This is a genomic window from Pirellulales bacterium (assembly GCA_019636335.1).
Taxonomy (GTDB): Bacteria; Planctomycetota; Planctomycetia; order Pirellulales; family JAEUIK01; genus JAHBXR01.
Window position 1 is genome coordinate 38499 of the sequence record JAHBXR010000003.1, and the last position, 22719, is coordinate 61217.

Sequence of the window (22719 nt, forward strand, 5' to 3'; positions counted from 1 at the left end):
TACGCGCACAGGGCGCAGGAGCAACTGCTGTTCAACTAACCATTTTAATGGGGGCATCGCGAGTGTCAAACAAACAGAGGGGCAATTCCGCTCGGAACTTCACGCCGTAGCTTAATATCTCGTAATTACTTAGGTGCGCTTGGTTCTCCCGGTTGTTCGCGCTTGGCCGTGTGCGAATACAGGGGCAGATAGCGATAGTAGACCTCCAGGCACAAGGCGCCCAGCGCCGTGGTATAGGGCCGGCCACCGTAGCCCCCCCAGACGTCGGTCGGATCCCAACTGCCGGCCAGGTCTCCCTCGATCCGTTGCGTGCGAAGGAGGGTCGTCTGCATCGCTTCGTTCCAGCGTTGCCATTGAGCCCCCTGATGCTGGTAGAGCCCCAGGGTGGCGTAATACCAGTAGTAGAGATTCATCTGGCCGTGCCCCGGCAATTCCTGGGCAATGTACGACGCCGCTTCGTCACCGGCACGGTACTCTGGCGCTGCGCCGAGAAATTGGCGGCATACGAGCACCTCGGCCGTCATCGTGCGGCTGGCTTGCTCGCCCGGACGATAGCTCGCGAGCCCACCGTGCTCGCCGAAGGTCACTCCGCGTATGAAGCGATACATGCGTTCGCGAGTCAGGTCGGGCATGGGCAACCCGGCGAGCTCGGCACTCTTGAGGGCCATCAATTGCCAGCCGAGCTGGCTCGTGTCTCCCAAATCGCCGGGGCGATAACGCCAGCCGCCGTTCGAGGGATGCTGCGCGGCGAGCGTGAATTGCACGCCGCGCCGCATGGAGTCGGCCAATTCGGGATCGCCCGTCATGCCGTATGCCTCGGCGATGGCGAGCAAGGCCATGCCGTGGCAGTACATGGCGGCGTAGGTCTTGGCCTTGCCGGCGAAGCTGCCGTTGGTGGCCTGCATGCGCCGCAGATAGTCGAGCCCACGTCGGACGGTCTCGGTATAGTCGCCCGTCTTATGCGTGTGGCCGGCGCCGAGAAAGGCGAGCAGGGCGAGTCCGGTCACGCCCGTTTCGGCGCCGGCGCCGGCGTTCTGTCGATCGTGCCCCAGCGTGCGCGTTTCGCGGCCGCCGCCATGCTGCGTGGGATCCCAGGCTCCTTCGGCGCTTTGATTCTGCTTGAACCAGTCGAGGGCCGCCTGGACGGCGGCTTCCGATTCGGGCGTGGCGCCATGTTCGGCGCCGGTGCGCGCCCGCATCGGTCCGAGACGATGCTCGAAGGCCTCGGTCGGATCGCCAATCGCGGCGCCACGGCGAATGGCGACCATGCGGGGATCGCCGGTGGTTGTTCCCAAGGGGGAGCCGATAAACGCGCCTCCGGCGTTCGGCACTTCGACCGATTTGAGTCCCGCGATGGCCGGAGCCGTCCCGTTCGTGCTGCCGGATACCAGATCGCGCGGCGGAACATCGATCAACTTGCCCAGGGTTTCATCGGGCATGGGAAGCGTCGGCACATCGACCAGCGGCGCGAGCGCCGTGGGGGCGGCGAGCAATTCAGCCGGCAGTTCCGGCAGAGGGCGATCGAGCATCGGGGGAGCCGACTCGGCCAGCGGTTCGACTTTGGGGGGGGCAAGGTTATCGGTCACGAGCGGATCGATCGCTTCTTGACGCTCGGCCCGCGGCGCATCGATCGGCGGAGAGGTGTCGGCCACGGCAGCCGAAGGGGCGCGATCCGTTTGCGGCACGCTGCGGGGCGCCTCGGGCGCCACGCTGTTCGTGGGGAGCGGCGCCGCTGTCAGGTCGCCGGGCAAGGCGGACTCGGCAGATCCGGTGGTGCGCTCGGCAGCCAGCGGCACGGCGGCAGCCATTCGTTCGAGCGCCGGATTGACCGACTGCATGTTGTCTGTGGCGGTATCGGACTCCCACGGTGCGAGACGCGGGCTGGTGGCGGCACGATCATCGGCATCGAGCGAGGGTGCGCCCGTCTCGATATCCCCCGCGCTGCCCCCTTCGACAAAGCGTTCGATGCTCGAAATATTTACCGTGCCACCTCCCGGCGGTCCGGCGACCGATTGCACCACTTGCACGGTGGCGGCGACGTAGGCGAGCAGCAGGTGGACCAGGAGAGACAGCGCGGCACACTTTTGCAGCGGGCGCGATTGCCCCCAACGCGTGCGCATCAAGACGACGAGCGCTACGATGATGACCGCCACGCCGGCCCAGACGGTCCACCAGACCATCTGTTCGACGGAGAGCGCATGCCAGAATCGTAGGAATCGCCCGAGCATGTGGCGTCACCTCGGGCGGCTGGCCAACCGGACGGAGATGCCCAGGTCGGTGATGCCGGCTTGCTTGCAAGCGTTGAGTACATCGGCCACGCTTTGAAACGGCGCGCTGGCATCGCCGCGCACGACGACGCCCAGATCCTGATACTCGCTGCGCGCGGCGGCGAGCGTGCCTTCGAGTTGTTCGAGCGAGATCGGCTGACGATTGAGCGTGATGGTGCCGTCGTCCGCTACGTTGATCACTTTGCGTTCCGGCGCCGAGGTGAGCGTGCCCCGATCGGAGACCTCGGGCACTTTGAGGCCGATCTCGCGCTCGAGGTGCGTGAACTCCGTGCCGGCCATGAAAAAGACGATCAGCAGGAACACCACGTCCACCATCGACGTGAGGTTCAAGACGGGTGCGTCGTCTTCGAGCGTCTTCAGTGGCATGATCGTTCCCCCGAGCGAGTCCGAACGACAGAACCGTGCTTACGCGGCCGTGCTGCGACGGGTTGATCTCGCGCGTCCCCCCTCGCGCGCCAGGCGGCCGTCGGCGGCAATCTCTTCGACCAGTTCCTGCCCCAAGGCGTCTAGTTCGACGGTGAGCTGATCGACGCGACTGACGAAGTAGTGGTAGAAGATCAGGGCGGGAATGGCGACGACGAGTCCGGCCGCGGTGGTGAGCAAAGCCTCGCTGATACCACCGGCGAGCAATTCCGGACGCCCCATGGCCTGCGTCTTCGCGATGGCGTTGAAGGCCTCGATGATGCCAAAAACGGTGCCTAACAGCCCCAACAGAGGGCTGATGGTCGAGATGCCGTTGAACACGCGGATGTAGCGGCGCAAGCTGGTGACGGCACGTTCGCCGGCGTCGAGCACGGCTTGTTCCACTTCGACGGCCGGTCGCCCCCAGCGGCGTACCCCGGCGGCAAAGACCTGCGCGACGGCACTCTCGTTTTCATCGCAGATGGCCAGCGCCGCCTCGGGGGACAATTCGCCAGCGCGAAGCTGGTGCATGAAACGCTTGACGAAGGGAGAGGGAATGACCCGCCCGCGCCGCAGGCTGATCGTGCGTTCGAAGACGAACACCACCAGCACGAACGAGCAGAGGATGATCGGCAGCATCACGATGCCACCGTCGCGAATAATGCCCAGCAGATTGCGCGTGGCGATGGCCTGCCCCTCGACGTCCTGTTGTTCGACGCTGACGGGTCCCACCTCGATCGATTCCTGCGCCGATGAGGAAGTGACCAGGCGACCGAGCACGAGCACGGTGAGAACCATGAGCAACGTGAGTTGCCGGGCCAGGCGTGTGAAGCGTGTGGCGGACATGGGTTCGATCCTGTGTGGGCGGTCGTGGGCGCGGCGCCTGAGACGCCGCGACAGTGGGCAGGACGTTAGCGGGGCAAAGGGGAGGGGGGGAGAGCGGGGGACGTCAGGCTGGCGGTCTTTTGCTCGAGTACCTTGGCGCGGGCGGTGGCCTCTTCGGCATAGCTGGTTTGTCCGAATTGCTCGACCAGCCGTGTATACAGTTGAGCTGCCTGCTGCGGCTCGTGCAGTTGCTCGTGGCATTTTGCCGCCTGCAACAGGGCCGCGGCCTGCCACTCGGGATACGCATAGAGGATCTCGACGCGCAGATATTCTCGGATGGCGGCGCGATAATTCCGTTGATGGAAGTGGGTCTCGCCGATCATCCATTGCGCCATGGCGGCGGTTTCCGTCTTGCCGCCGGTGGCGGAGCTCACGGCCAGGGCATAAGCCCCCCGCGCGTCCTCGAACCGTGCCTGGCTGGCATGGCAACGACCGATGAGATAGTCGACTTCGTATTGCTGGGCGAAGCCGGGATGCTGACCCGCGATCTGCGAGGCCATCTCGTAGGCCTCGTCCCATTCGCGGCGGCCGGCAAAGATCTGGGCACGTCGCAGCGCCACCATCGGCGCCCACGATTCTTTGCTGTCGAGCGTCTTGGTGAGCAGAACTTCGAACCGTTCGAGGGCCACGTCCGTCTGCCCGAGGCGATAGCTCGCCTCGGCACACCAGTATTCGGCGAGCAAACGCAGGCTGCTCTCGGGATGTTTCTCGAGCAACGCTGCCAGCGGCGCCTCGACGTCGGTCCATTGTTCTCTGGCCGCCGCGAGCTGACCCTGCAGATAGAGGGCATGCTCTTCAATGCTCGGGCTGACCTGCTCGCGCGTGCTCAACTCCGACAGCAGTCTGCTGGCACGGTCGTAGTCGCGGGCTTGATGGGCCCGCTCGGCGAGACGATAGAGCGCATCGGCCACGAAACGGCTCTGGGGATGTTCGACGTGAAGTCGCTCGAGCAGCGCGTTGGCGACCGCGTCGTCCTGGCGACCGCGCTCGACCCACGACCATTCGTACAAGAGCGCGTCGCGATCGGTCGCGGCGGGAAACTCACGGTCGAGCCGCTGGTAAAGTGCCGCGGCTTCGTTGTGATCGCCGAGTTGTTCGTGCAGGCGCGCCGCGCCGCGCAGCGCGTCGGCCAGGTGGGGCGAGTCGGGGAACTGCTCGATCACTTGCTTGTACGAGGCCAGCCCGCGTGCCGGGGCGCCGCGTTCCGCTTCGATGCGACCGAGCATCAGCGCCGCTTCGGCCGCGGCGGGATCAGCGGGAAACTGCTCGACGACGCGCGCGAATTCGGCCGCGGCGGCGGCAAGATCGCCTTGCTGATAGCGGCTCCAGGCGAGACCGGCCAGGCCCCGCGCGCTCGCGCCGGCTGGTTCGTTGCCCTCGACGGATGGCGAGTCCCCCCCCAGCTTGCTGACTTGTTCGAAGAGCTCGGCCGACCAGGCGAACTCGCCCGCGGCGTAGACGGCCTCGGCCAGATGACTCGTGGCATGGCGCAGTACCGCGTCGCCGGCGTGCTTCGCTTGAAGTTCGTTGAACCAGTGGCGGGCGTCGTCGATGCGCTTGGCCCGCGCGCTGCAAACGGCCAGTTGAGCGCGGCAGCGCGCCGCGCCTTCCTCGTCGCCGCGGGCCGCCAGGTACCGTTCGAGGCGGGCGATCGCCTCGTCGTAGCGCTCGAGCGCGGCGAGCGAGGTGCCTTCCACGAGATCGGCCTCGGTTCTGAGTCGCGTATCGTCGTCGGGCAGTTCGGCCAGCGCGGCGACGGCCTCTGCGTGACGACCCGCTCCCTGAAACGCCAGGGCCAGCAGGTAGCGGTCGGCCGGCGCCGAGTTCGCACCGGCATCGGCCACCCACGGAGACAGCCGCGCGATGGCCTGCGTGAATTCGCGCTGATTGAGCAGCGAGCGTGCGACGGCGCGTGCCGCTTCGGGGGCGTGATCGCTCGTGGCGAACTTTTCGTCGAACTCGTGGGCCAGCCGGCCGACGAGCTCATGATCGCCGTCGGCCAGCGCCGCCTGGATGCGTGCGAGCTGACAGTCGTCGGCCCACTCGGCGCCGCTATCGACCGCTTCGCAGCGGTCGAGTTCCTCGACACCGGCCGCCGGATTGCCGCTGCGAATCAGGGCGTCGCCCGCGTGAAAATGGATCGCCGCGGCGAGCGGCGCATCGCCGGCGCGGGCCGCACAGGCCTGCAAGCGTTCGGCGGCCGACGACCATTGTCCTTCGGCCTTGGCGACCAGTCCCAGCCAGTAGCTAGCCTCGAGTCCCCACTGCGGGTGCTCGGTCAGGGCGGCGAAGAGTGCCTCGGCCTCGTCGTAGCGTTCGAGATGGAACAAGGCCCAGCCGCGCGCCAGTTGCGTCTTGGCCCGCGCGGCGCTCTGCGAGCGCTCGTGGTCGAAGTCGGCCAGCAGCGTCTCGGCGCCGACGTAATCGCCGGCCGAATAGCGGCACGCGCCAAGCTGAAACTGCGATTCGTCCGAGAGAGGATGGCCACGCTGCTCGGCGAACGAGCGGAAGATGGGTTCCGCCTTGTCGAACTGCCCCAGTTCTTGCCAGGCGCGCCCCAGGCCGTAGCGGCAATCATCGCAAAGCGGACCCTCGGGAAAGCGCTCGATCGATTGCTCGTAGTGCCGTGCGGCGCCGGCGTGGTCTTTGTCGGCCAGGGCAAGATCGCCCAGGTAGGTCAGCACGAAGGCGTTCCATTCGTCGTCGGGGTACCGCGATTGGAATGCCTGCAACTCGCGCAAGGCGGCATCTCGATCGCCGACGAGGTAGGCGGACTCGGCCGAGCGAAATTGCGCGTGTTGGACGTGCTGTCCGTCGGGTTGCGCCTGGAGGTATTGCTGAAAACGCTCGCGGGCCGCGGCATAACGCTCGGCGTGGACCAGCGCCTCGCCCAGAAAGAAGGTGGCCGCGGCGGTGCGCGCATGTTGCGGATGTGCGGTAAGGAAAGTCTCGAACTCTTCGATGGCGAGCGGCCAGCGCTGCCGGGCGTAGTGGCCCGCAGCGACGGCGTATTGATCGTCGCCGGCGTCGGCACGCGCGGCGCGCGGAGCGAGGTTTGCCGCGGCCAGCGCCGTGACGAGCACGAGTGCGGCAACGATCCTGCGTCGTGCGAGCTTGTCTTCCATGACAGGCACGTGCGTCTTGCTGGTGGGTTTTCGAGATACCGGCGCGCGAACGGGGCATGCTACTGGCGAGCCATGCGCGGCAGCAATGCCGATGGTCGCCACCCAACCACGCGCTAGCAGGGCTGGCACGCTGGCGGGTGATAGCACTCGCGCGACCGAATGCCGGTCGGCCTTGCCGGTGTGTACGGCCGGGCACGACCAACGGTTCGATCGCGAGCGACGAACGCCTCATGTCTTGTATCGACACGACGGCCCGCGCGCGGCCCGCGATAACCCCACAAGCTCGAAAACTTGTGGCAAGCCGCATCAGGAAGGAAGACTATTCGGGCGAGCAGCGGGCTTAGTAGTTGCCCGACGGCCCGTCGCTGACGTTGCCCACCATGTGCAAGTGGTTGTGGTCGATGTAGACCACTTCGACCGTATCCTCGTCGACCGTGGTGTACGGAATCGGCCAGCCGACACGTGTCACTTCGGTGAAGTAGATCGTACACTTGTAGTGGCAGTGGTGCTGCTGGGCCGGGCCGATGAGCGGATAGACGCGAACCGGGTCGACGTAATCGCCACCCGGAATGGGGTCGACCACCATCTGCACGTTATTGCGCTGAATCTCGTGGAAGAAGGGCAAGCCACCTTCGACGGGTCGAGCGCGCTCCAGGGCCCGCATGACTTCATCGGGCGAAGGGGGATCGAGTGCCACCGGCTCGCTGCCCGAGGTGATCGGGCCGAGAATCGGCAGACGCTCGTAGCGCTCGTGATCCCAGAACTGATCTTCGAGCTGATCCTGGAAGAAGGGGCTGACCGGGATCGGTACGCCCAATGCTCCGACATTGAAGCCATAGTTGGTCCAGCAACCGGTGCAGCTCAACAGCACGGCGGCGAGCAAGAGTCCGCCAGTCGAGTTGATGCGTGACGTCTTCATGCGCTGACCCTTCAAGCGTCGCGAGATTGTCGGAGAAGCGAAAGGGACACGTGCATCGCGCCGCGAGGGCAACGACCGCGTGCGCCCGACTATTCAGGCTAGCCCTACTTATCGTGTTAAACTGTGCCGAACTTGCGGGTTTTTCCGGCAGATAGAGCCAACCTTGAAAGCATGGGCCACCCGTGCTCGGCAGAACGCCCAGATATCCCAAAAGACCATCCGCGCGAGAAAGCCAGGCAGCAAGCTGGCAATGGTTGCTTGCAGCAGGGGCGGAATGAAATCCGCATGGCGACCACCGGCCGGGGCCGTCACCCATTTCCGGGGGGCGTTTGATCGGAAGCAAATCTTCGGTCAATTCAGGCCGAGGATTAGATCGTTCAAGTCCTGCGGAAAGATGTCGTGACTGGCCAGGAAAGCTCTTTGTTCTGCGTCCAATACCGGTGAGATGCCAACGAGCTGCTTGTTCCAGTCCTGATACTTGGGCATCGTTCGAAGAAACCGCTCCACGTGCTGCTTGAAGTTGTTCACATCGGACATCAGCTTCTTGGGCGACCGTTTGCACGAGCCGAATCGAATGGATTCGGTCGCTTCATTGAAGGCCACCAGATCAATCTCGGTGTCGGCCTTGTCCCAGAATCCTTGCACTCGATGGGTGATCGGGAAGTCGCCAATCCCCTTGCGGCTTCGTTCCTCGTAAAGTTGGCCGGCCAGTTTCTCCAGTGAGCCACCTTCGACAACTTCGAGACGCTGATCGGCTTCTTCAATCAGTTCGTCGAGTGGTCGAAACGCTATCGCTGAAACGGGGCCGGCCAGCGCCGCCAGCCATGAGCGGAGAAAATTGTCGGTGACGTAGTAGCGGCCTCGCTTCGCTTCTGGCTTGGCGAACACCGGCAACTTGCGTTCGATCAGCCCGAATCGCTCGATGAGAACCTTCAAGTAGCCGCCAACTTGTGTATCAGCAGATCCGCTTGCCTCTCGAATCGCTTGAACCAATTCCTTGTGCATTCGCCCCGGATTGCGGGCCACGAACTTCAAAACTACATTATACCGGCCACGCAGTTCACGCAGAAACCAGTTCTCGGCTTCTGACCGAAGTGGCGATGAACTCTCAAAGAAGATGCGACGGAGCAGGGTCTTGCGTTCGGCGGCAAGTACGTCTCGTTCGTAGCAGTCACGATAAAACTTCGGAATTCCCTCGAAGAGGTTCCAAAGAAACAACAGCCGCTCCGGGGTCGGCTCAGCATGATCTTGAAGGATGGATAGGATGGAGCCGATGTCGAGATGCGTGAGGTTAATGGTGTCTGTGACTCGGTTGTAGAGCGGAGCCGTGCGATCTTCGAGTAAGGCCACCATCTCCGTGTGGATCGAGCCAAGAACGATTAACCCGCCTCGAACCTGATCGGCCTTCGCTGCCAAACGATCCACGCTTGTCTGCAAGTACGAGCAGAACTCTTCGTAACCTGTGCGATTGAAGTATTGGAACTCGTCAAGGATGAGGATGTACCCGCCCTCAGCCATCGCCTCCAGCAATTTTGCAAGTTGCAGCAGGTCGTTGGGGCGAGGATGCCGGTCGGCAGGCACTTGGAACGTCTCCAAGGCGTCGTTCACTGCCGAGAGAACGCCCGCTGGTTCAGAGTCCGGTATCTGAACGTAAAAAACGGGCTGCTTGCTGCCGAGTTCCTCCATCGCCTGCTGAATGAGCGTCGTCTTGCCGATCCGGCGACGACCTGTGACCTTGGCAAAGAACCAGCGTTTGCGGTCGAGCATTTGCTCTAAATCCGCAAGCTGCTCCCTTCGTCCGTAGAACTTCCAGGCGGCCATGTCCACCCCGGATGAGATAAAATCAATTTATCTAAAAGAGATAAATCTATTTTATCTTACGGGTGTTTTGTGTGCAAGTATTTATATGTAAATGTGTTGTGTTGTTTTTTCGGAGGCAGTCTTGTTTGACTCTGGATACCAGTCGATTGAACGTGGCTGTGTCATCTACCGATCTGCTCGCGCATGCGTGAGCCGCCGTCATGGCGGCCACCACGCTCGGGCCGCAAAGAAAGGAACCACCTCGGCACGACCAAGTGGCGGGGTTTGAGTTCTCACACTGAGCGGGTGGGGGAACAAAAAAAGGCCCCGGCGGTTTTTTGAGAACCGCCGAGGCCTTCAGCTTGGGGACGTCACTCACGTTTTGCTATCGGTGGGTATCGTGGAAGTCGAGGAACCACCAGCCGTCGTCCCACTCGAGCGAAACCTTTCGCCAGCCGAGCGGCACCTGCGGATACGGATAGAACGGGCCGATAAAGGGCCACGCCGTGGCCGAATACTGCTTGGGATAGGCCAAGGCCGCGTAGTTCGGGTAGGCCGAGTAAGCAGGCCAGGCGTAGTTCGGCATGTTCGGCTGATCGTAGATCGCCGGCGACGGACCACCACCGGTGCCTGGTACGTAGGCCGGCAGAGGACCTCCGCCAGCACCCATCATGGCGGGCATACCGCCCGACATCTCGCCCCCATTCATCATACCGGGTGGGCAATCGGCGCCGTTGTACGATGCCTGCATCGGACGGCCCTGCATGCCGGGAATCGGCGTGCCGTACGGTTTGTTCGAGCGCTGCATGGCGACCGCCCGCTGGTTCGGCATCGGCTGCCGCGGCATGTTTTGCTGCATCGGCATCGCCTCGTAGCCGCCGTCATCCCCCCACTGAGTGCTGGCCTGGCGAACGCGCGAATGCTGGTTGCCGGCAGGTCCTGCCTGACGAACCATCTGTCCGCTCGCTGCCGATTCCTCGCCATTGCCGACTTGCAATTGGTTGACGACGCGGCCTACCGACGGCGACTGCTTGGCCATGCGCAGGGCGTCGGACATCTGCTGCTTGTTGGCCACGCGGCCCGAGAGCCAGGCGGTGCCATCCTTGTATTTCACGCCGATGCTGTAGTTTTGCAGGCGACCGCTGGCGCGCAGATCATCGGCGATCTGCTGTGCCGTCTCCTGATCGTTGGCCCACGCGAGGGTGGGCAGCAGGGCGGCCAAAACGGCGGCCGCCACGGTTCGAAGCATCATTCGCATACGTCCCCCTTCCATGAAACGCGAGCCAGTCCCACGGCTCTTCGTCGTCGATAGCCAATCGACGTTATGGCCCCGCTTGCGCGTGAGCCTGAAAACTCAAGAGTGAAAACCTCGACCGGCGAGAATCGTCGGCACGAAACCGACGAGCCGGCGGCAGTCAGAGGAGCAGCGAGAAAGCTGCGAAGGGTTGCCGGGCGATCTTCATCGCCCGGTGGCGTTACGACGCACTGGCCCCCCAGCGCTGGTCGCGCACACTCGATCGAACTGCCTGATTATGGTTTTCGGTTGACGAATGTGCCGAGCGTAGGCTTTTTTCCGATTTTGACGACGGAATCGATCATGACGCCTCGCTGGCGCCAGCAGCGCGCAGCACGGCAGAGATCGCCCGCGGGCGGTTCCGACCAGCTCCGATCACGGGGGCCGTTAGTGCGAGTGCGAGGCCTGTCCGACGCGGCTCAAATCGAGCGTGGCGGTAAGTGCCATGAGGGCCAGCGTCGTGCCGGAGACGAGTCCGCAGCCGGGGCCGATCATCATCGCGGCGACGGTGCCGACGCCGACCAGGCCGAGAAAGGCAAAGAAGAGCCAGTGAACGGGGGTCTGGCAGGTGCGGCCTTCGCTCCAACGGGCGAACGCGGCGCTGGCCAAACCCAGAGCCTGAATCGTACCCAGGCACCACAGCACGGTAGAGGTGTCGAATCCTTGCATCATCCGGGTCCCTCGCGGCGCGCCTTTGCGGGAAGGCGCTAGTTGTGGGCGTGCATTCCCTTGCACGACCGTGGCGTTGTATCACCAGCGAGCAAGAGCGATTCGCGTGCCAAGCACGCGGGCAATTTGCTCGCTGGTTTTGCACGCCCGAGGTAAGGGTTGTACCCGGAAACACTTGCGACGCGAAGGGCAATTGCCGCACTAGCATGCCAGCGTGCCGGCAAAGTTGCCGCCTTTGACGCGGGTTTTGCAGATTCTACAAATCCGCGCTCGATTCGTGCCCCGGAATTGAAAAAAAGAAAATGTTCAAGTCGGCGCGCGCCGCGACCCCAAGTCGGCCGGTACCACGTTCGTGGCGCCGGCCTGACTTGGGGTCGCGTGTGAAATGAACCGCGGGCGTGTTGGGGCGCTGGCGGTTATTTGACGAGGCGTTTCTTGAGCTCGGTCTCGAGCTGCGAGACGTGGATGTTACGATCGACGACCTTGCCATCCTGATCGACGAGGATCATGGTCGGCAGTGTCAGCACGCCCAACTCGTTGGCGAGCCGGCCGTCGAGACCGCCCGGTTCGCAGATCTGTACCCAGGGCAACTTGCTCTGCTTGAGGTACTCGTCCAGCTCGGTCTGATTCGTGTCGAGGCTCACGCCAATCAGCGCGAAGCCGTCGTTGCCATACTTCGCCTGCAATTCTTTCAGCGTGGGCAACTCGGCCTTGCACGGTTCGCACCAGGTAGCCCAGTAGTGGATCAACACGACCTTGCCCTTGTACTGCGAGGTCAGATCCACCGGCTTGCCGGCCGTGCTGGTCCCCTTGAGCACGATGGGCTTGCCCACCGACTCGAGACGGGTGACGGCGCCCGAGGCTTTCTTCGCTGCTGAGGAGGTCGCGAAGTCGCTCAGGATCTTCGTATACCACTTCTTGGCATCTTCTTCCTGGCCCGAGAACTCGCGCGCGACGGCCAATTGCAGCAGGGCCTCGGCCGTGTCGGGGCTCTTGGGATGGGCGGTGACGTACTTCTCGAGGTTGTCGAGCCACTCGGTCTGAATCTTGGCGAAGTCGGCGTTGGGCGACTGGACGTTCAGGGCGTATTCCGCCGTGAGGAAGCGGAACTTGACGTAGGCGGCCAGATCCGAGCCCGTTTTGTCCTTTTCGATGGTGTCAAAGAGCGCCTTGAGCCGCGCGACCCCTTCGGGATACTCGCCCGACTGAGCGGCCGCGCTGACGGTGTCGGCAAGCTGGCGAATCCACTGCTCGCGATCGGTATCGTCTCCGGCTTCCTTGGCAAGCTGCTCGATCAAGTCGGCACGCTTGGCGTGATTCTTGGCGGCTTCCGACGGCGAGGCCGCCGGGGCACGATCGAGCTCTTCGAGCTGTGCCAGCAGTGCCTGCATCTTCTGGTTCTGTGAGTCGGCGGCGTCATCGCCACCGTGCTGCGGCATCGTTTGCGTCTGGAAGAAGAAGCCGGTGCTGGCGAGCTCGTTGCTATCGCCCATGATCCGCGGGGCGTCGATGACACGCCACGTTTCCCCCATTTTGACGAGCGTGCCGATCTGCACCTGGCTGTTCTTATCGTCGGTGTCGACGACGGCGACGACGTTCTCGTAGACCAACAGGTCCTTGGTCGAGCCATCGGTGCCGGCCGGCACGAGCCCCGGACGCGACGCGCTGAAGTTTACCCACTGGCTCTTCGGCGTGACCTGCGTCTGCTGGCCGGCCACGGTTTTGAAGCCCGCGGCGGCCGTTTCGACCTTCTTGGCGAGGTCCTTCGACTTCTGCTCGCCCAGGCCGAGCGCCTTCACGTCGGCCGGCTGCAGCAGCAGGCGAGCGAAGCGTTCGGCATCGCGGTTGGCGAGTGCCGCCACGATTTCGGCGGAGACTTCCTCGGCCGAGATCGAGACCCAGGCGTCGATCCGGCCGTTTTCGTCCTTGTCGATGCCGATGCGCGAGCCACCGGTGTTCAGCCAGTGGTAGCGATCGGACTTGCCGTTGAAGTTGGCGTCGACGTCGCGATACACCTCGACGCCGTCCATGTAGTAGCACCACAGGTCGACGACGTTATCGCCGTTCGTGTCGACGAAGCGGCGCAAGGTCTTGCCGGATTCGTCGCGAATGACCCAGCCGGTCTGCTTGCCGACCTTCTCGGCCTTGATCGTACACTTGGCCGCTTGTGCCTCGCTCGGTTTGTCGTATTCGACGTCTTTTTGAATGGGGTTCAGCTTGAGGGCATCCTCCGCTTTGGGCGCGGCGGCCAAAGTGGGGGCGGCGACGCCGAGGGCGGCGAGTGCCGTGGTCCCAGCCAATAAGTGGCGGCGAAGATCGAACAACATCAGAGCATCCTTTCCCGGCAGATTGCGTGCGGTAGAGAGGCCTGGCTCGTGGCGCAAGCAACGATAGCGTTCCGGCCGCGCCGGATACGACACTATTTTCGTCCGTAAGGGCTGTATCGCATGACCAATTCGTAACGATGCCTGGCGACTTTGCCGTGCCGTGCAACGGCGGCTGCCGCGCCCTGGCAAACCGGGAAAACAGAGCATTCTTTTTGGCTTCGGAGGGCTGCACCGTTAAATTGGTGGCGTGCCCGGCCGGCTATCATCGCAGGGGGGAGAGCGCGGGCTGGCCGTATTACGGCGGTCGTCACCACTTGTTCACGTTCGGTAGGAGAGAAGTGGCATGCGTTACTGGATCTGCATGTTCGTGCTCGGAGTCAGTCTGGCTGGCGACCGCGCGATGGCTTTGATGGGGAGCGAGTCGGCCGCCGAAGCGTCCTCGACTGCTAGCGACGATGCGGCAGTACCGATCGACCTGGCGGCGCGTCTGGACGAGATCGAGAAGCAATACCAAGCAACGCTGGTGCCATTCCCCGTGGCCCCACCGGGAGAAACCGTCGACCCCGAGCTGCGCAAGAAAGCCAGCGCGGCCAACGCCGCCGCCCGCAAAGAACGGCAAAAAGCGTTGACCGCTCTGGCGGCCGAGGCGTCGCAGCTCGACGTGGCAAAACTCTCGGCCGAGGAGCGTGCGAAGCTGGCCGGCGTCTATCTCGAACTCGGCAAACCCGAGGATGCCGTACGCCTGGCGCGGGCCGCGATCAGCGCGCAAGCGGACCATGCGGACGCTTTCCTGGTGCTCATTCGGGCGCTGGCGACCTCGCAGCAGGTGGACGAGGCGCAGGCCGCCTTGGTGGCGGCGCAGCAGGCGGGGGTCGAGGAAACGAAGCTGCTCGATGTGCGGCAGTCTCTGTACCTGGCTTGCGCGCGGGCTGGTCGCTGGGACGAAGCCGCGCAGCACGCGGCGGTGCGATTGGCGGCACGCCGCGCGGAGTTGAAGGAAAAGCTGCTGGCCAAGCCATTCCTGCAACAGCTCGATAGCGTGCTGAACGCCTACCGTTCGGGCAAGAAACCGCAGGCAGCGCTGCGCCAGCTCGAGCAAGAAATCACCTCGGCCGGCGAACTGCTGACCGATGAGACGCGCGCCACGGTCGAGGAGTTGCTGGCGGGGCTCAAGCAGCGCCAGGTCGCGTTGTTCGGCGAAGCGCGGCAATTCGATAAGGCCGAAGCGCTCTTTCAGGAACTGATGACCGAAGCACGGAAATCGCTCGAGGCTTCGCCCGACGAGTTGGAAAAGATTCGCGCCGTGGGCGAACTGCTGTCGGCCCGGGCCAAGGGCTTGTCGGTCGCGGCGCACGAGACCGCGGAATCCGCTCGGCAGACGTGGCTCGATTTTCTTGCCGAGCAAGCCAAGAAACGTCCGAACGAAGTCGAGTTGCTGCAGGATTATGCCCGAGGGGTGCAGTGGCGCATCACGCAGTTTGGCGAGGCCAAGAATATCGACGCCGCCAAGGGGGCTGCCGAGGCCTATCGCGGCCTGGTCGCGGCCCTGCCGGAGGAGGTGGCGAAGCATCCGAGCGTGGAAGCGCTCGGCAAGCTGATCGACAGCGCCATTCGTCGTCTCGAGGCGGAACAGAAACGCGAAAAGCTGGTGGGTCAGCCGATGCCGCCGCTCGAAGTGGCCGCCTGGGTCAACGGTTCGCCCTTGAGCAACGAAGAGCTCAAGGGCAAGGTCGTGCTGCTCGACTTCTGGGCCGTGTGGTGCGGTCCTTGCCGCGCGACGTTCCCTCATCTACGCGAGTGGAACGAAAAGTATGCGGATCGTGGCCTCGCGATCATCGGGCTCACCAAATACTACCAGTACGGCTGGGACGCCGAGCAGCAAACGCATACGTCGATCGACGATCTCTCGCCGGCCGACGAACAGGCGGCGCTGGTCGAGTTCGCCAGGCATCATCAACTCACGCACCGCCTGGCCTACCTGCCGGAAGGGAGCACGCTCTCGGAGCAATATGGCGTGACTGGCATTCCGCAGATGGTCGTGATCGATCGTGAGGGCATCATTCGCTTGATTCGTGTGGGCAGCGGCGACGAGAACGCGCACGACATCGAAGCGAAGCTCGAAGAACTGCTGGCGGCGCCGGCCGCGGCGGATGTGTCGGGCGGCAACTGACGTGCCTGCGTCTCTTCTGCGATAACCAAGGTGGTACAGGCTTCACGCTTGTACCACCTTTTTTGTTCGACGGGGGAGGCCGCGGCAAAATACCGCCGCGCCCCTTGGGAGCCAGGTCGGCATTTTTTATGCTGAACGACGACCAACGCCCCGCCTCTCGCCCTGCTTGCCCCTAGCGAAAGCTCCTCGTGGATTTTCAGATCGAAAGCCCGTTTCAGCCCGCGGGCGATCAGCCCCAGGCCATTGCCTCTCTGATGCGGGGGGTGCGCTCCGGTCGCAAGCACCAGGTGCTGATGGGCGTGACCGGGTCGGGCAAGACGTTCACCATGGCGAACGTCATCCAGCAATCGCAACGCCCGGCGATCGTGCTCTCGCACAACAAGACGCTGGCCGCGCAGCTTTATGGCGAGTTCAAGGAGTTTTTTCCCAAGAACGCCGTCCACTACTTCGTCAGCTATTACGACTATTACCAGCCGGAAGCGTACATTCCGCAGCGCGATATTTACATCGAGAAGGATGCCTCGATCAACGAGGAGATCGACCGGTTGCGGCTCGCCTCGACGAGCGCCTTGGTCAGCCGGCGCGATGTGATCATCGTGGCCAGCGTGTCGTGCATCTATGGCCTGGGATCGCCCGAAGACTACCGCCAGATGATGGTGGCGCTGCGCGTGGGAGAGTCGGTCGATCGCGACGAGATGCTGATGCGGCTGGTCGACATTCAGTATCAGCGGAACGACGTCGAGTTCGCGCGCGGCAAGTTTCGCGTGCGGGGCGACTGCGTGGAGATCTGGCCCGCCTACGAAGAGTTCGCCTACCGGATCGAATTCTGGGGAGACGACATCGAGCAGGTCTCGATCATCAATCCGACGAGCGGCGAGGCGATCAGCCAGGAACCGGCCGTCTACATCTATCCGGCGAAGCACTTCGTGCTGCCCGAGGAACGCATTGCCGCGGCGGTCGAGGAGATCAAGGCGGAGCTGGAGCAGCAACTCCAGCATTTTCGCGACACGGGCAAGTTGCTCGAAGCGCAGCGTCTGGCCGCGCGGACACGCTTCGACATCGAGATGATGCAAGAGGTGGGCTACTGTCCCGGCATCGAGAACTACAGCCGGCCGCTCAGCGGCCGTCCCCCCGGGGCCACGCCCAACACGTTGTTCGACTTTTTTCCGCCCGACTACTTGTTGTTCATCGACGAGTCGCACGTGACGATCCCGCAGGTGCGCGGGATGTTCGCGGGAGATCACAGCCGCAAGTCGACCCTGGTCGAGCACGGATTTCGTCTGCCGTGCGCGCTCGACAACCGGCCGCTGAAGTTCAACGAGTTTGAAGAACGCATCAGCCAGGTGGTCTTCGTCTCGGCCACGCCCGGGCCGTACGAGCTGGAGCAGACGCGGGGCGAGGTGGTCGAGCAGGTGGTGCGCCCCACGGGGCTGTTGGACCCCGTGATCGAGGTGGTGCCGTCGCGGGGGCAGGTGCCCCATCTACTCGAGCAGATTCGCGCTCGCTCGGCCGTGGGAGAGCGGACGCTTGTCACCACGCTCACCAAGCGGCTGGCCGAAGATCTTTCGTACTACCTCAACGAACAGGGCGTGAGCTGCAAGTGGTTGCACAGCGAGCTCGACGCCTTCGAACGCGTGGAGCTGCTGCGAGACTTGCGCGAAGGGCATTTCGAAGCGCTCGTCGGCGTGAATCTGCTGCGCGAAGGTTTGGACCTGCCCGAGGTTTCGCTGGTGGCGATTCTCGATGCGGACAAGGAAGGCTTTTTGCGGAGCGAGACGTCGCTCATGCAGACGATCGGCCGCGCCGCGCGCAACGTGAATGCCAAGGTCATTCTCTATGCCGATCGCGTGACCGATTCGATGCAGCGTGCGATCGAAGAGACGACGCGCCGGCGTGCCATGCAAGAGGCCTACAATCGCGAGCATGGCATCACGCCGGAGACGGTGCGCAAGGCAATTCGGGCCGGGATCGAAGGAGAAGCCGACGCGCATGCGCGGGCTAACGCCGCCGTAGGCCGCACGGACGAAACACAGTACATCACCGAGGAATATATTGCGGAGCTCGAGACGGAGATGTTCGCCGCGGCCGAGGCGCTCGAGTTCGAGCGGGCGGCCTCGCTGCGCGATCGTGTCGAAAAAATGCGCGGCGCGCTAGGAAAACCGACGAGCGAGGTGGTGATCCGCGAGAAAGGGGGGGGGCGCGGAGGCAAGGGCCGCCGCGGCAGCCGTGCCACAGGGGGACGCGTGCCACGACCCAAGCGCAAAATGTAGCGGTCGCCGGACGTTCTTTCGCCCCTTGCGAGGTCGGGGAGGAGCGTCGCTCGACAAGGGCGCAAGAGAAAAGGGAAGGCTACCACGCGGGCAACCTTCCCTTTCTCGTATACGGTGAAACGAACCCAGCTTACGGAGCGGGGGTCTCATCGGCGGCCGGCTCAGCCGGGGTTTCGGCGGGATCGGCAGCGGGGGCCTCGGCCGGCGGAGCGGCAGCGGGTTCGGGCTTCTTGCCGCAGCCAATGAAACCGGCGCTCAGCAACAGAGCGAGGATAGCAAACTTCTTCATCTCGTCTTCCCTCATTGAAGGAGGTACACACTGTACAGTCCGGCAGGCACCTATCCTGTCCGTGTCACCAGGGAGGATGCCCTCACTAGGGCGTTTATTCCCCCGGCGGTAGAATTTCTTACGATTTTTTCCCTCCCCAGGCAAATAGCTGGTAGGAGACCAGAGAGCGGTCAACTCGCACGATTGGAAGAATTGCCCCACGCTGGGGGCCGTTTGTCGCGATTCTCGTGCTTTTCGGACGGGGACTGGGAATAATCAGGCCGTCCGAGGGCTCTTCTCGCAGGGATATGCCGTATGGGCGCTGAGCCCAGCCAAATTGATATCACCCAGCTTGTGATTGCCCATCACGAGCTGCTGTATCGCTACGCATATCGCCTGACCGGTTCGATTGCGGATGCCGAGGATTTGACGCAACAGACGTTTCTGTCGGCGCAAGCAAACCTGGCTCAACTGCGCGAACCGGCGGCAGCGCGCGGCTGGCTGTTTGCCATCCTGCGCAATGGCTATCGCAAGAGCTTGAAGAAACGTGTGCCCCTGCCCGCCGTGGACGCGGAACTGAACGTCGACAGCGTGCCGGATGAGTCGCGAACGGCCGAGCCGATCGACGAGGAACGCTTGCAAGACGCCCTCAACTCGTTGTCGGACGAATACAAGACGGTGTTGTTGATGTTCTATTTCGAGCGCCATTCGTACCGCGAGATCGCCACGCAGCTCGAATTGCCGATTGGCACCGTGATGAGCCGCCTGTCGCGCGCGAAGAGCCACTTGCGCGCGAAGCTGCTCGATCTGGAACTGCACGCCACGGTCTCCCCCCGTCAAAGGAGTGACAAATGAGGCCAGACGATGCCGCACGTCCCCATGACGAACGACGGTTCGAGGCGATCGATGCCTGCCGCCCCGGCAGTCAGGATCACGACCTGCCCGAGACGCGATTTCTGACCGAGCTGTTCGAGCGCGACCACGCGCATCGCGTCATGTTCGAGCGCGTGCAGCAGTTCGACCAGTCGATTCAGGCGGCCCTCGAGCGGGGGCCGGTACCGGGGGGGCTCGAACAGCGGCTGCTCGCCGCGCTGGCCGCCGCCCGCGAAGCGTCGGTCGATCCGGTGCAGGGGGCCATCGATTCTCCAGCCCCGACGGCCGAGAACACCGCCGCTCCCGGGACCGTCGGCGAACCGCGCCGCCGGACGAGCCGCCGCGTCTGGATGGCCAGCGCCGCTGCTACCGCCGCGGCGCTGTTGGTGGCCTACTGGTTCTGGCCGGCCAACGAATACACGCACGAAGGGGTATTGGCCTTCGGGCAGGCGTTCTTCACGGCGGACCAGGGTCGGGGCTCGGGCATCTCGCCGGCCGCGAAGAAGCCCCCCACCGGCTATCGATTGAGCCGCTTCGTCAATCCACACGCCGGGCAGCAATGGCGCTACGTGAAGGGCTTTCTGGGCCGCAACGGTGTCGCCTACGACCTCGAACTGGGGGGAGTGACGGCCACCCTCTACGTGGTGAAGGTCGCCGGGACGCCGAAATCGCCCCGCATCCTGCCGGGCGCCGGTCAGTCCCCCTTGCGTCAGCCCGCTTCCTCGGGACAACGGCCCACGGATGCCTGGCTCGAGAATGGCTATCTCTACGTGCTGGTGGTCGAAGGAAGCGAGGCCGACTATCAGCAGTTTATCACTTCGGGGGGCGCCGTAGCCTGAGCGCCATCGCTCGCACACGTGCGTCTCGACTTGACGGGCGATCGTGCAAGCGGTGTTTCTCCGCGCTCGCAGATCGTTGCTAGCATGCCGGTGCGCACGGCAAATTCGGCAAACTCTCCCTAATCCTGCGCCCCGCGCTTCGCCGAATCGATTCAATACGCCGCTCGCAAGCGTGGCGAACATGTCAACCGAGTGCATTTCCCGGGGGGGACGCACGCGAGTCTTGGCCGCACGAGAAGCGTTCGCTGCCGATGCAGCGAACGCTCGCCGACGGCCGGCTCGCGTGATGGAGGATCTCAGTCCATGCGGTGTTACTTCACTTCGCGTCGAGCGGGCATCGTGGCCCTGGTGTTACTCTTGCTCGCCGGCGGCGCTTCGGTCGTTCGCGCTCAGGAACCGAAGGATAAAACGGCGCCGCATCCCGTGCTCGATCGCGAGATCTCGCTGGGCGAATTGCATCCCACGCCGGAGATGTGGTTCTATCAGCAAGAGATGCGCAACTTTCTCGACCCGAAGATGGCCGTGCGTCGCCGCGCGGAGTTCCGCGCCACGCAGCGCCAACATCGTATCGCCTCGTCGCAGTGGTTCGGCCAGTCGAAGGCCCGGCCGACCGCCTCGGCCACTCCGTTTACCGATAGCTATTCGCCAAGTTGGGTGGGGAACAGCGGCAATCCGTTCAACTGGGCCGCGGTGGGCAACCGGCAGGTGGTCATCCGCACGGCTCGACCCAATGTGAGCAGCTTCGATATCTGGTAGTTCACAACTTGACGGAGCTTCTTCGTATACCCAGGGGGGGACGCACACATCGGCCGGAGAGCCATCTGGGGGGCCGGACGACCTTGTGTGCGAACGACCGGTGTCACGCGTCTAGCCACGGGCACGTGACACCGGTCTCTTTTTTGCGCGACGGCGAATGTGGCTCGACGCACGACGTCGCGCGCCGGGGCGAGTCAGCGCAGCGCGGCATGATCTCCGCCCCACGAACAAGATCGCGGGCGGAAGCTTGTCCTACGTGGCCAGGGACGCCGCCGTCTGGGTGAGAAGCACCGCGGGGACCACGGGGCGGCCCACCGTTTGTTGTCGACGGAACCAGCGGATCAAATTGCCGCGGCTGATGATGCCGACGGGTTGCCCCTCGCGCAAGATGATCACCCTGCGCACCGCCACTCGCTGCAGGAAGCGGAAGATCGAATGAGCCGGCGCGTCGTCTTCGTACGAAACGACCGTGGTGTTCATCACCGCCAGCAGGGGCTGCTGTCCGCCATTTTCCGTCGGCAGCCAGTCCATCAGCTCGCGTTCGGAAATGACTCCGACCAGGTGCCCCGTGTCGTCCACCACCGGCGCCGCGTTGATTTTGCGGGCGACGAGAAAGTCGGCCGCATCGGCGACGGTTTCGTCCTGCCCCAGGCACGCCACGGGAGAGGTCATCAAGTCGGCCGCGCGCACGTCGGAGAGTGCCTCGAGTTCGTCGTGCGGGTTATGCGAGACCGTATTGTCGCTGTCGTCCAGATCGCGGTATTGCACGACGTGACGCGTGCCGTCGGGGCGAGAGACTTCGAGAGCCTGGCGAGCACGATCGACCAGGGCCTCGGGATCTTCGAGATGCGGAACGCGCGCTGCCACCCCCACGCGCAACGACACGGTCGTTACGCCGCAACTTTCCGGTAAGCGCTTCGCGGCGACGGCCTCGTTGACCCGGCGGCACCAACTGGCGGCGCCCTCTTCGTGCGTGTCGGGCAAGAGGGCCAAGAAATGTCCATTGCCCAAATGACAGAGCAGGTCGCTGGCCCGGGCATGGCTGCGCAGCAGATCGGCCACGGAGCGCAACACCATATCGGCGGCGCCGTCGCCATGTGTCTGAGCGAGTTGCTCGAAATCGACGATCTCGACCAGGGCGCACGAGAGCTCGGCGCGATGTCGTTCGGCGCGGCTCCAATCGCGGTCGAAAAGTTCTTGGAACAGGCGGCGGTTCAACAGCCCGGTGAGCGAGTCGCGGCGCATCGTCTTGTCGAGCTGACGCCGTGCCTCGAGCACGCGACTGCCGGCGAAGACCTGCGCCAGCAGCTCCGTGGTCGAGACCGGCTTGGGCAGGAAGTGATCGACGCCTGCGGCGAGCGCTTCTCCCAGATCGTCGGCGCCGAGGCGCGACGTGAGGAGCAGAAAGTAGACGTAGTGGGGGCATTCGTCGTCGCGCAGGCGACGCGCCAACTCCGTGCCGGAGAGACCGGGCATCTCGGCATCGGCGATGATGAAATCGGGGCAGCGCTCGGCGATGAGATGCCAGGCGCTCAAGCCATCTTCGGCCGCATGGACTTCGAAGCCGGCCGAGATCAGCGTCGCCTCGATCTGGCGGCGAACGCGAACATCGTCATCGGCGACGACCACGAGTCGATGATCGGAGGAGGGTTGGTTCACGCGAATCCTCGTTCATCGCGTAGCATTCGAGCGGGGAGCAGCGACTATCGGCGAGCGGCCCGTCGCTTGTAGCCCCGCGCGACGTCCGGTGAAGCAACCCTAGCATTTTTTCGACGGGGAGGTTTGCTGGGGCGCAAAGAACGCAAAAAGGGGCGGAAAACAGCCCCTTTTGCAG

The 22719-nt window shown here is 63.9% G+C and carries 16 protein-coding genes; 5 read left to right on the top strand and 11 right to left on the bottom strand.

The annotated features are described in order from the left end of the window. Positions 1–125: 125 nt before the first annotated feature. The 9 genes from KF708_04235 to KF708_04275 all read right to left on the bottom strand — a co-directional run bounded on the left by KF708_04235 (position 126) and on the right by KF708_04275 (position 13709). On the bottom strand, positions 126–2228 hold the full coding sequence (locus KF708_04235; GenBank protein MBX3411903.1) for a hypothetical protein: 2103 nt from the start codon (positions 2226–2228) through the stop codon (positions 126–128). Between the two features lie 6 nt (positions 2229–2234). Beyond that, positions 2235–2654: a biopolymer transporter ExbD gene (locus KF708_04240; GenBank protein ID MBX3411904.1), complete on the bottom strand. Its 420-nt coding sequence runs from the start codon at positions 2652–2654 to the stop codon at positions 2235–2237. A gap of 39 nt (positions 2655–2693) precedes the next feature. Further along, positions 2694–3488 (bottom strand): MotA/TolQ/ExbB proton channel family protein, encoded by a 795-nt coding sequence (locus tag KF708_04245; GenBank protein ID MBX3411905.1) that lies wholly within the window; start codon positions 3486–3488, stop codon positions 2694–2696. Positions 3489–3601: 113 nt separating this feature from the next. Continuing rightward, positions 3602–6700, bottom strand: a complete 3099-nt coding sequence (locus KF708_04250) for a tetratricopeptide repeat protein (protein MBX3411906.1) — start codon at positions 6698–6700, stop codon at positions 3602–3604. Between the two features lie 340 nt (positions 6701–7040). After that, positions 7041–7619, bottom strand: coding sequence for a hypothetical protein (locus KF708_04255; GenBank protein MBX3411907.1), 579 nt, complete (start codon positions 7617–7619; stop codon positions 7041–7043). 351 nt (positions 7620–7970) lie between these two features. Beyond that, positions 7971–9440, bottom strand: a complete 1470-nt coding sequence (locus KF708_04260) for an AAA family ATPase (protein MBX3411908.1) — start codon at positions 9438–9440, stop codon at positions 7971–7973. Positions 9441–9804: 364 nt separating this feature from the next. After that, entirely contained in the window at positions 9805–10677 is an 873-nt protein-coding gene (locus KF708_04265) for a BON domain-containing protein (protein MBX3411909.1), read from the bottom strand. A gap of 423 nt (positions 10678–11100) precedes the next feature. Next, the gene (locus KF708_04270) at positions 11101–11385 is read right to left on the bottom strand and encodes a hypothetical protein (protein MBX3411910.1); all 285 of its coding nucleotides are present in this window, start codon (positions 11383–11385) and stop codon (positions 11101–11103) included. 413 nt (positions 11386–11798) lie between these two features. Further along, positions 11799–13709 carry a redoxin family protein gene (locus KF708_04275; GenBank protein MBX3411911.1) on the bottom strand — a complete coding sequence of 637 codons (1911 nt, stop codon included), beginning with the start codon at positions 13707–13709 and terminating at the stop codon, positions 11799–11801. Positions 13710–14052: 343 nt separating this feature from the next. Here KF708_04275 and KF708_04280 point away from each other — a divergent pair, with 343 nt between their 5' ends. Next, entirely contained in the window at positions 14053–15879 is a 1827-nt protein-coding gene (locus tag KF708_04280) for a TlpA family protein disulfide reductase (GenBank protein MBX3411912.1), read from the top strand. A 188-nt stretch (positions 15880–16067) separates the two neighbouring features. Next, a complete protein-coding gene (uvrB, locus tag KF708_04285; GenBank protein MBX3411913.1) occupies positions 16068–18149 on the top strand; it encodes an excinuclease ABC subunit UvrB in 2082 nt (693 codons plus the stop codon). A gap of 130 nt (positions 18150–18279) precedes the next feature. Here uvrB and KF708_04290 read toward each other — a convergent pair whose 3' ends face one another. Further along, complete coding sequence (locus KF708_04290; protein MBX3411914.1) at positions 18280–18438, bottom strand: hypothetical protein; 159 nt, start codon at positions 18436–18438, stop codon at positions 18280–18282. A 294-nt stretch (positions 18439–18732) separates the two neighbouring features. Here KF708_04290 and KF708_04295 point away from each other — a divergent pair, with 294 nt between their 5' ends. The 3 genes from KF708_04295 to KF708_04305 all read left to right on the top strand — a co-directional run bounded on the left by KF708_04295 (position 18733) and on the right by KF708_04305 (position 20885). Continuing rightward, positions 18733–19272, top strand: coding sequence for a sigma-70 family RNA polymerase sigma factor (locus KF708_04295; protein MBX3411915.1), 540 nt, complete (start codon positions 18733–18735; stop codon positions 19270–19272). After that, the gene (locus KF708_04300; protein ID MBX3411916.1) at positions 19269–20129 is read left to right on the top strand and encodes a hypothetical protein; all 861 of its coding nucleotides are present in this window, start codon (positions 19269–19271) and stop codon (positions 20127–20129) included. The genes KF708_04295 and KF708_04300 overlap by 4 nt, the downstream gene beginning before the upstream one ends. Positions 20130–20432: 303 nt before the next feature. Further along, the gene (locus KF708_04305) at positions 20433–20885 is read left to right on the top strand and encodes a hypothetical protein (protein MBX3411917.1); all 453 of its coding nucleotides are present in this window, start codon (positions 20433–20435) and stop codon (positions 20883–20885) included. 252 nt (positions 20886–21137) lie between these two features. Here the strand turns inward: KF708_04305 and KF708_04310 are convergent, their stop codons facing one another. Beyond that, entirely contained in the window at positions 21138–22544 is a 1407-nt protein-coding gene (locus tag KF708_04310; GenBank protein ID MBX3411918.1) for a diguanylate cyclase, read from the bottom strand. Between the last annotated feature and the right edge of the window lie 175 nt (positions 22545–22719).

What these genes read in the sequence shown, in the direction of transcription:
- KF708_04255 (MBX3411907.1), bottom strand. Translation starts at nt 7,619, where the DNA reads ATGAAGACGTCACGCATCAACTCGACTGGCGGACTCTTGCTCGCCGCC.
- KF708_04250 (MBX3411906.1), bottom strand. Translation starts at nt 6,700, where the DNA reads ATGGAAGACAAGCTCGCACGACGCAGGATCGTTGCCGCACTCGTGCTC.
- KF708_04290 (MBX3411914.1), bottom strand. Translation starts at nt 18,438, where the DNA reads ATGAAGAAGTTTGCTATCCTCGCTCTGTTGCTGAGCGCCGGTTTCATT.
- KF708_04295 (MBX3411915.1), top strand. Translation starts at nt 18,733, where the DNA reads ATGGGCGCTGAGCCCAGCCAAATTGATATCACCCAGCTTGTGATTGCC.
- KF708_04245 (MBX3411905.1), bottom strand. Translation starts at nt 3,488, where the DNA reads ATGGTTCTCACCGTGCTCGTGCTCGGTCGCCTGGTCACTTCCTCATCG.
- KF708_04270 (MBX3411910.1), bottom strand. Translation starts at nt 11,385, where the DNA reads ATGATGCAAGGATTCGACACCTCTACCGTGCTGTGGTGCCTGGGTACG.
- KF708_04305 (MBX3411917.1), top strand. Translation starts at nt 20,433, where the DNA reads ATGCGGTGTTACTTCACTTCGCGTCGAGCGGGCATCGTGGCCCTGGTG.
- KF708_04265 (MBX3411909.1), bottom strand. Translation starts at nt 10,677, where the DNA reads ATGCGAATGATGCTTCGAACCGTGGCGGCCGCCGTTTTGGCCGCCCTG.
- KF708_04235 (MBX3411903.1), bottom strand. Translation starts at nt 2,228, where the DNA reads ATGCTCGGGCGATTCCTACGATTCTGGCATGCGCTCTCCGTCGAACAG.
- KF708_04240 (MBX3411904.1), bottom strand. Translation starts at nt 2,654, where the DNA reads ATGCCACTGAAGACGCTCGAAGACGACGCACCCGTCTTGAACCTCACG.
- KF708_04275 (MBX3411911.1), bottom strand. Translation starts at nt 13,709, where the DNA reads ATGTTGTTCGATCTTCGCCGCCACTTATTGGCTGGGACCACGGCACTC.
- KF708_04300 (MBX3411916.1), top strand. Translation starts at nt 19,269, where the DNA reads ATGAGGCCAGACGATGCCGCACGTCCCCATGACGAACGACGGTTCGAG.
- KF708_04280 (MBX3411912.1), top strand. Translation starts at nt 14,053, where the DNA reads ATGCGTTACTGGATCTGCATGTTCGTGCTCGGAGTCAGTCTGGCTGGC.
- KF708_04260 (MBX3411908.1), bottom strand. Translation starts at nt 9,440, where the DNA reads ATGGCCGCCTGGAAGTTCTACGGACGAAGGGAGCAGCTTGCGGATTTA.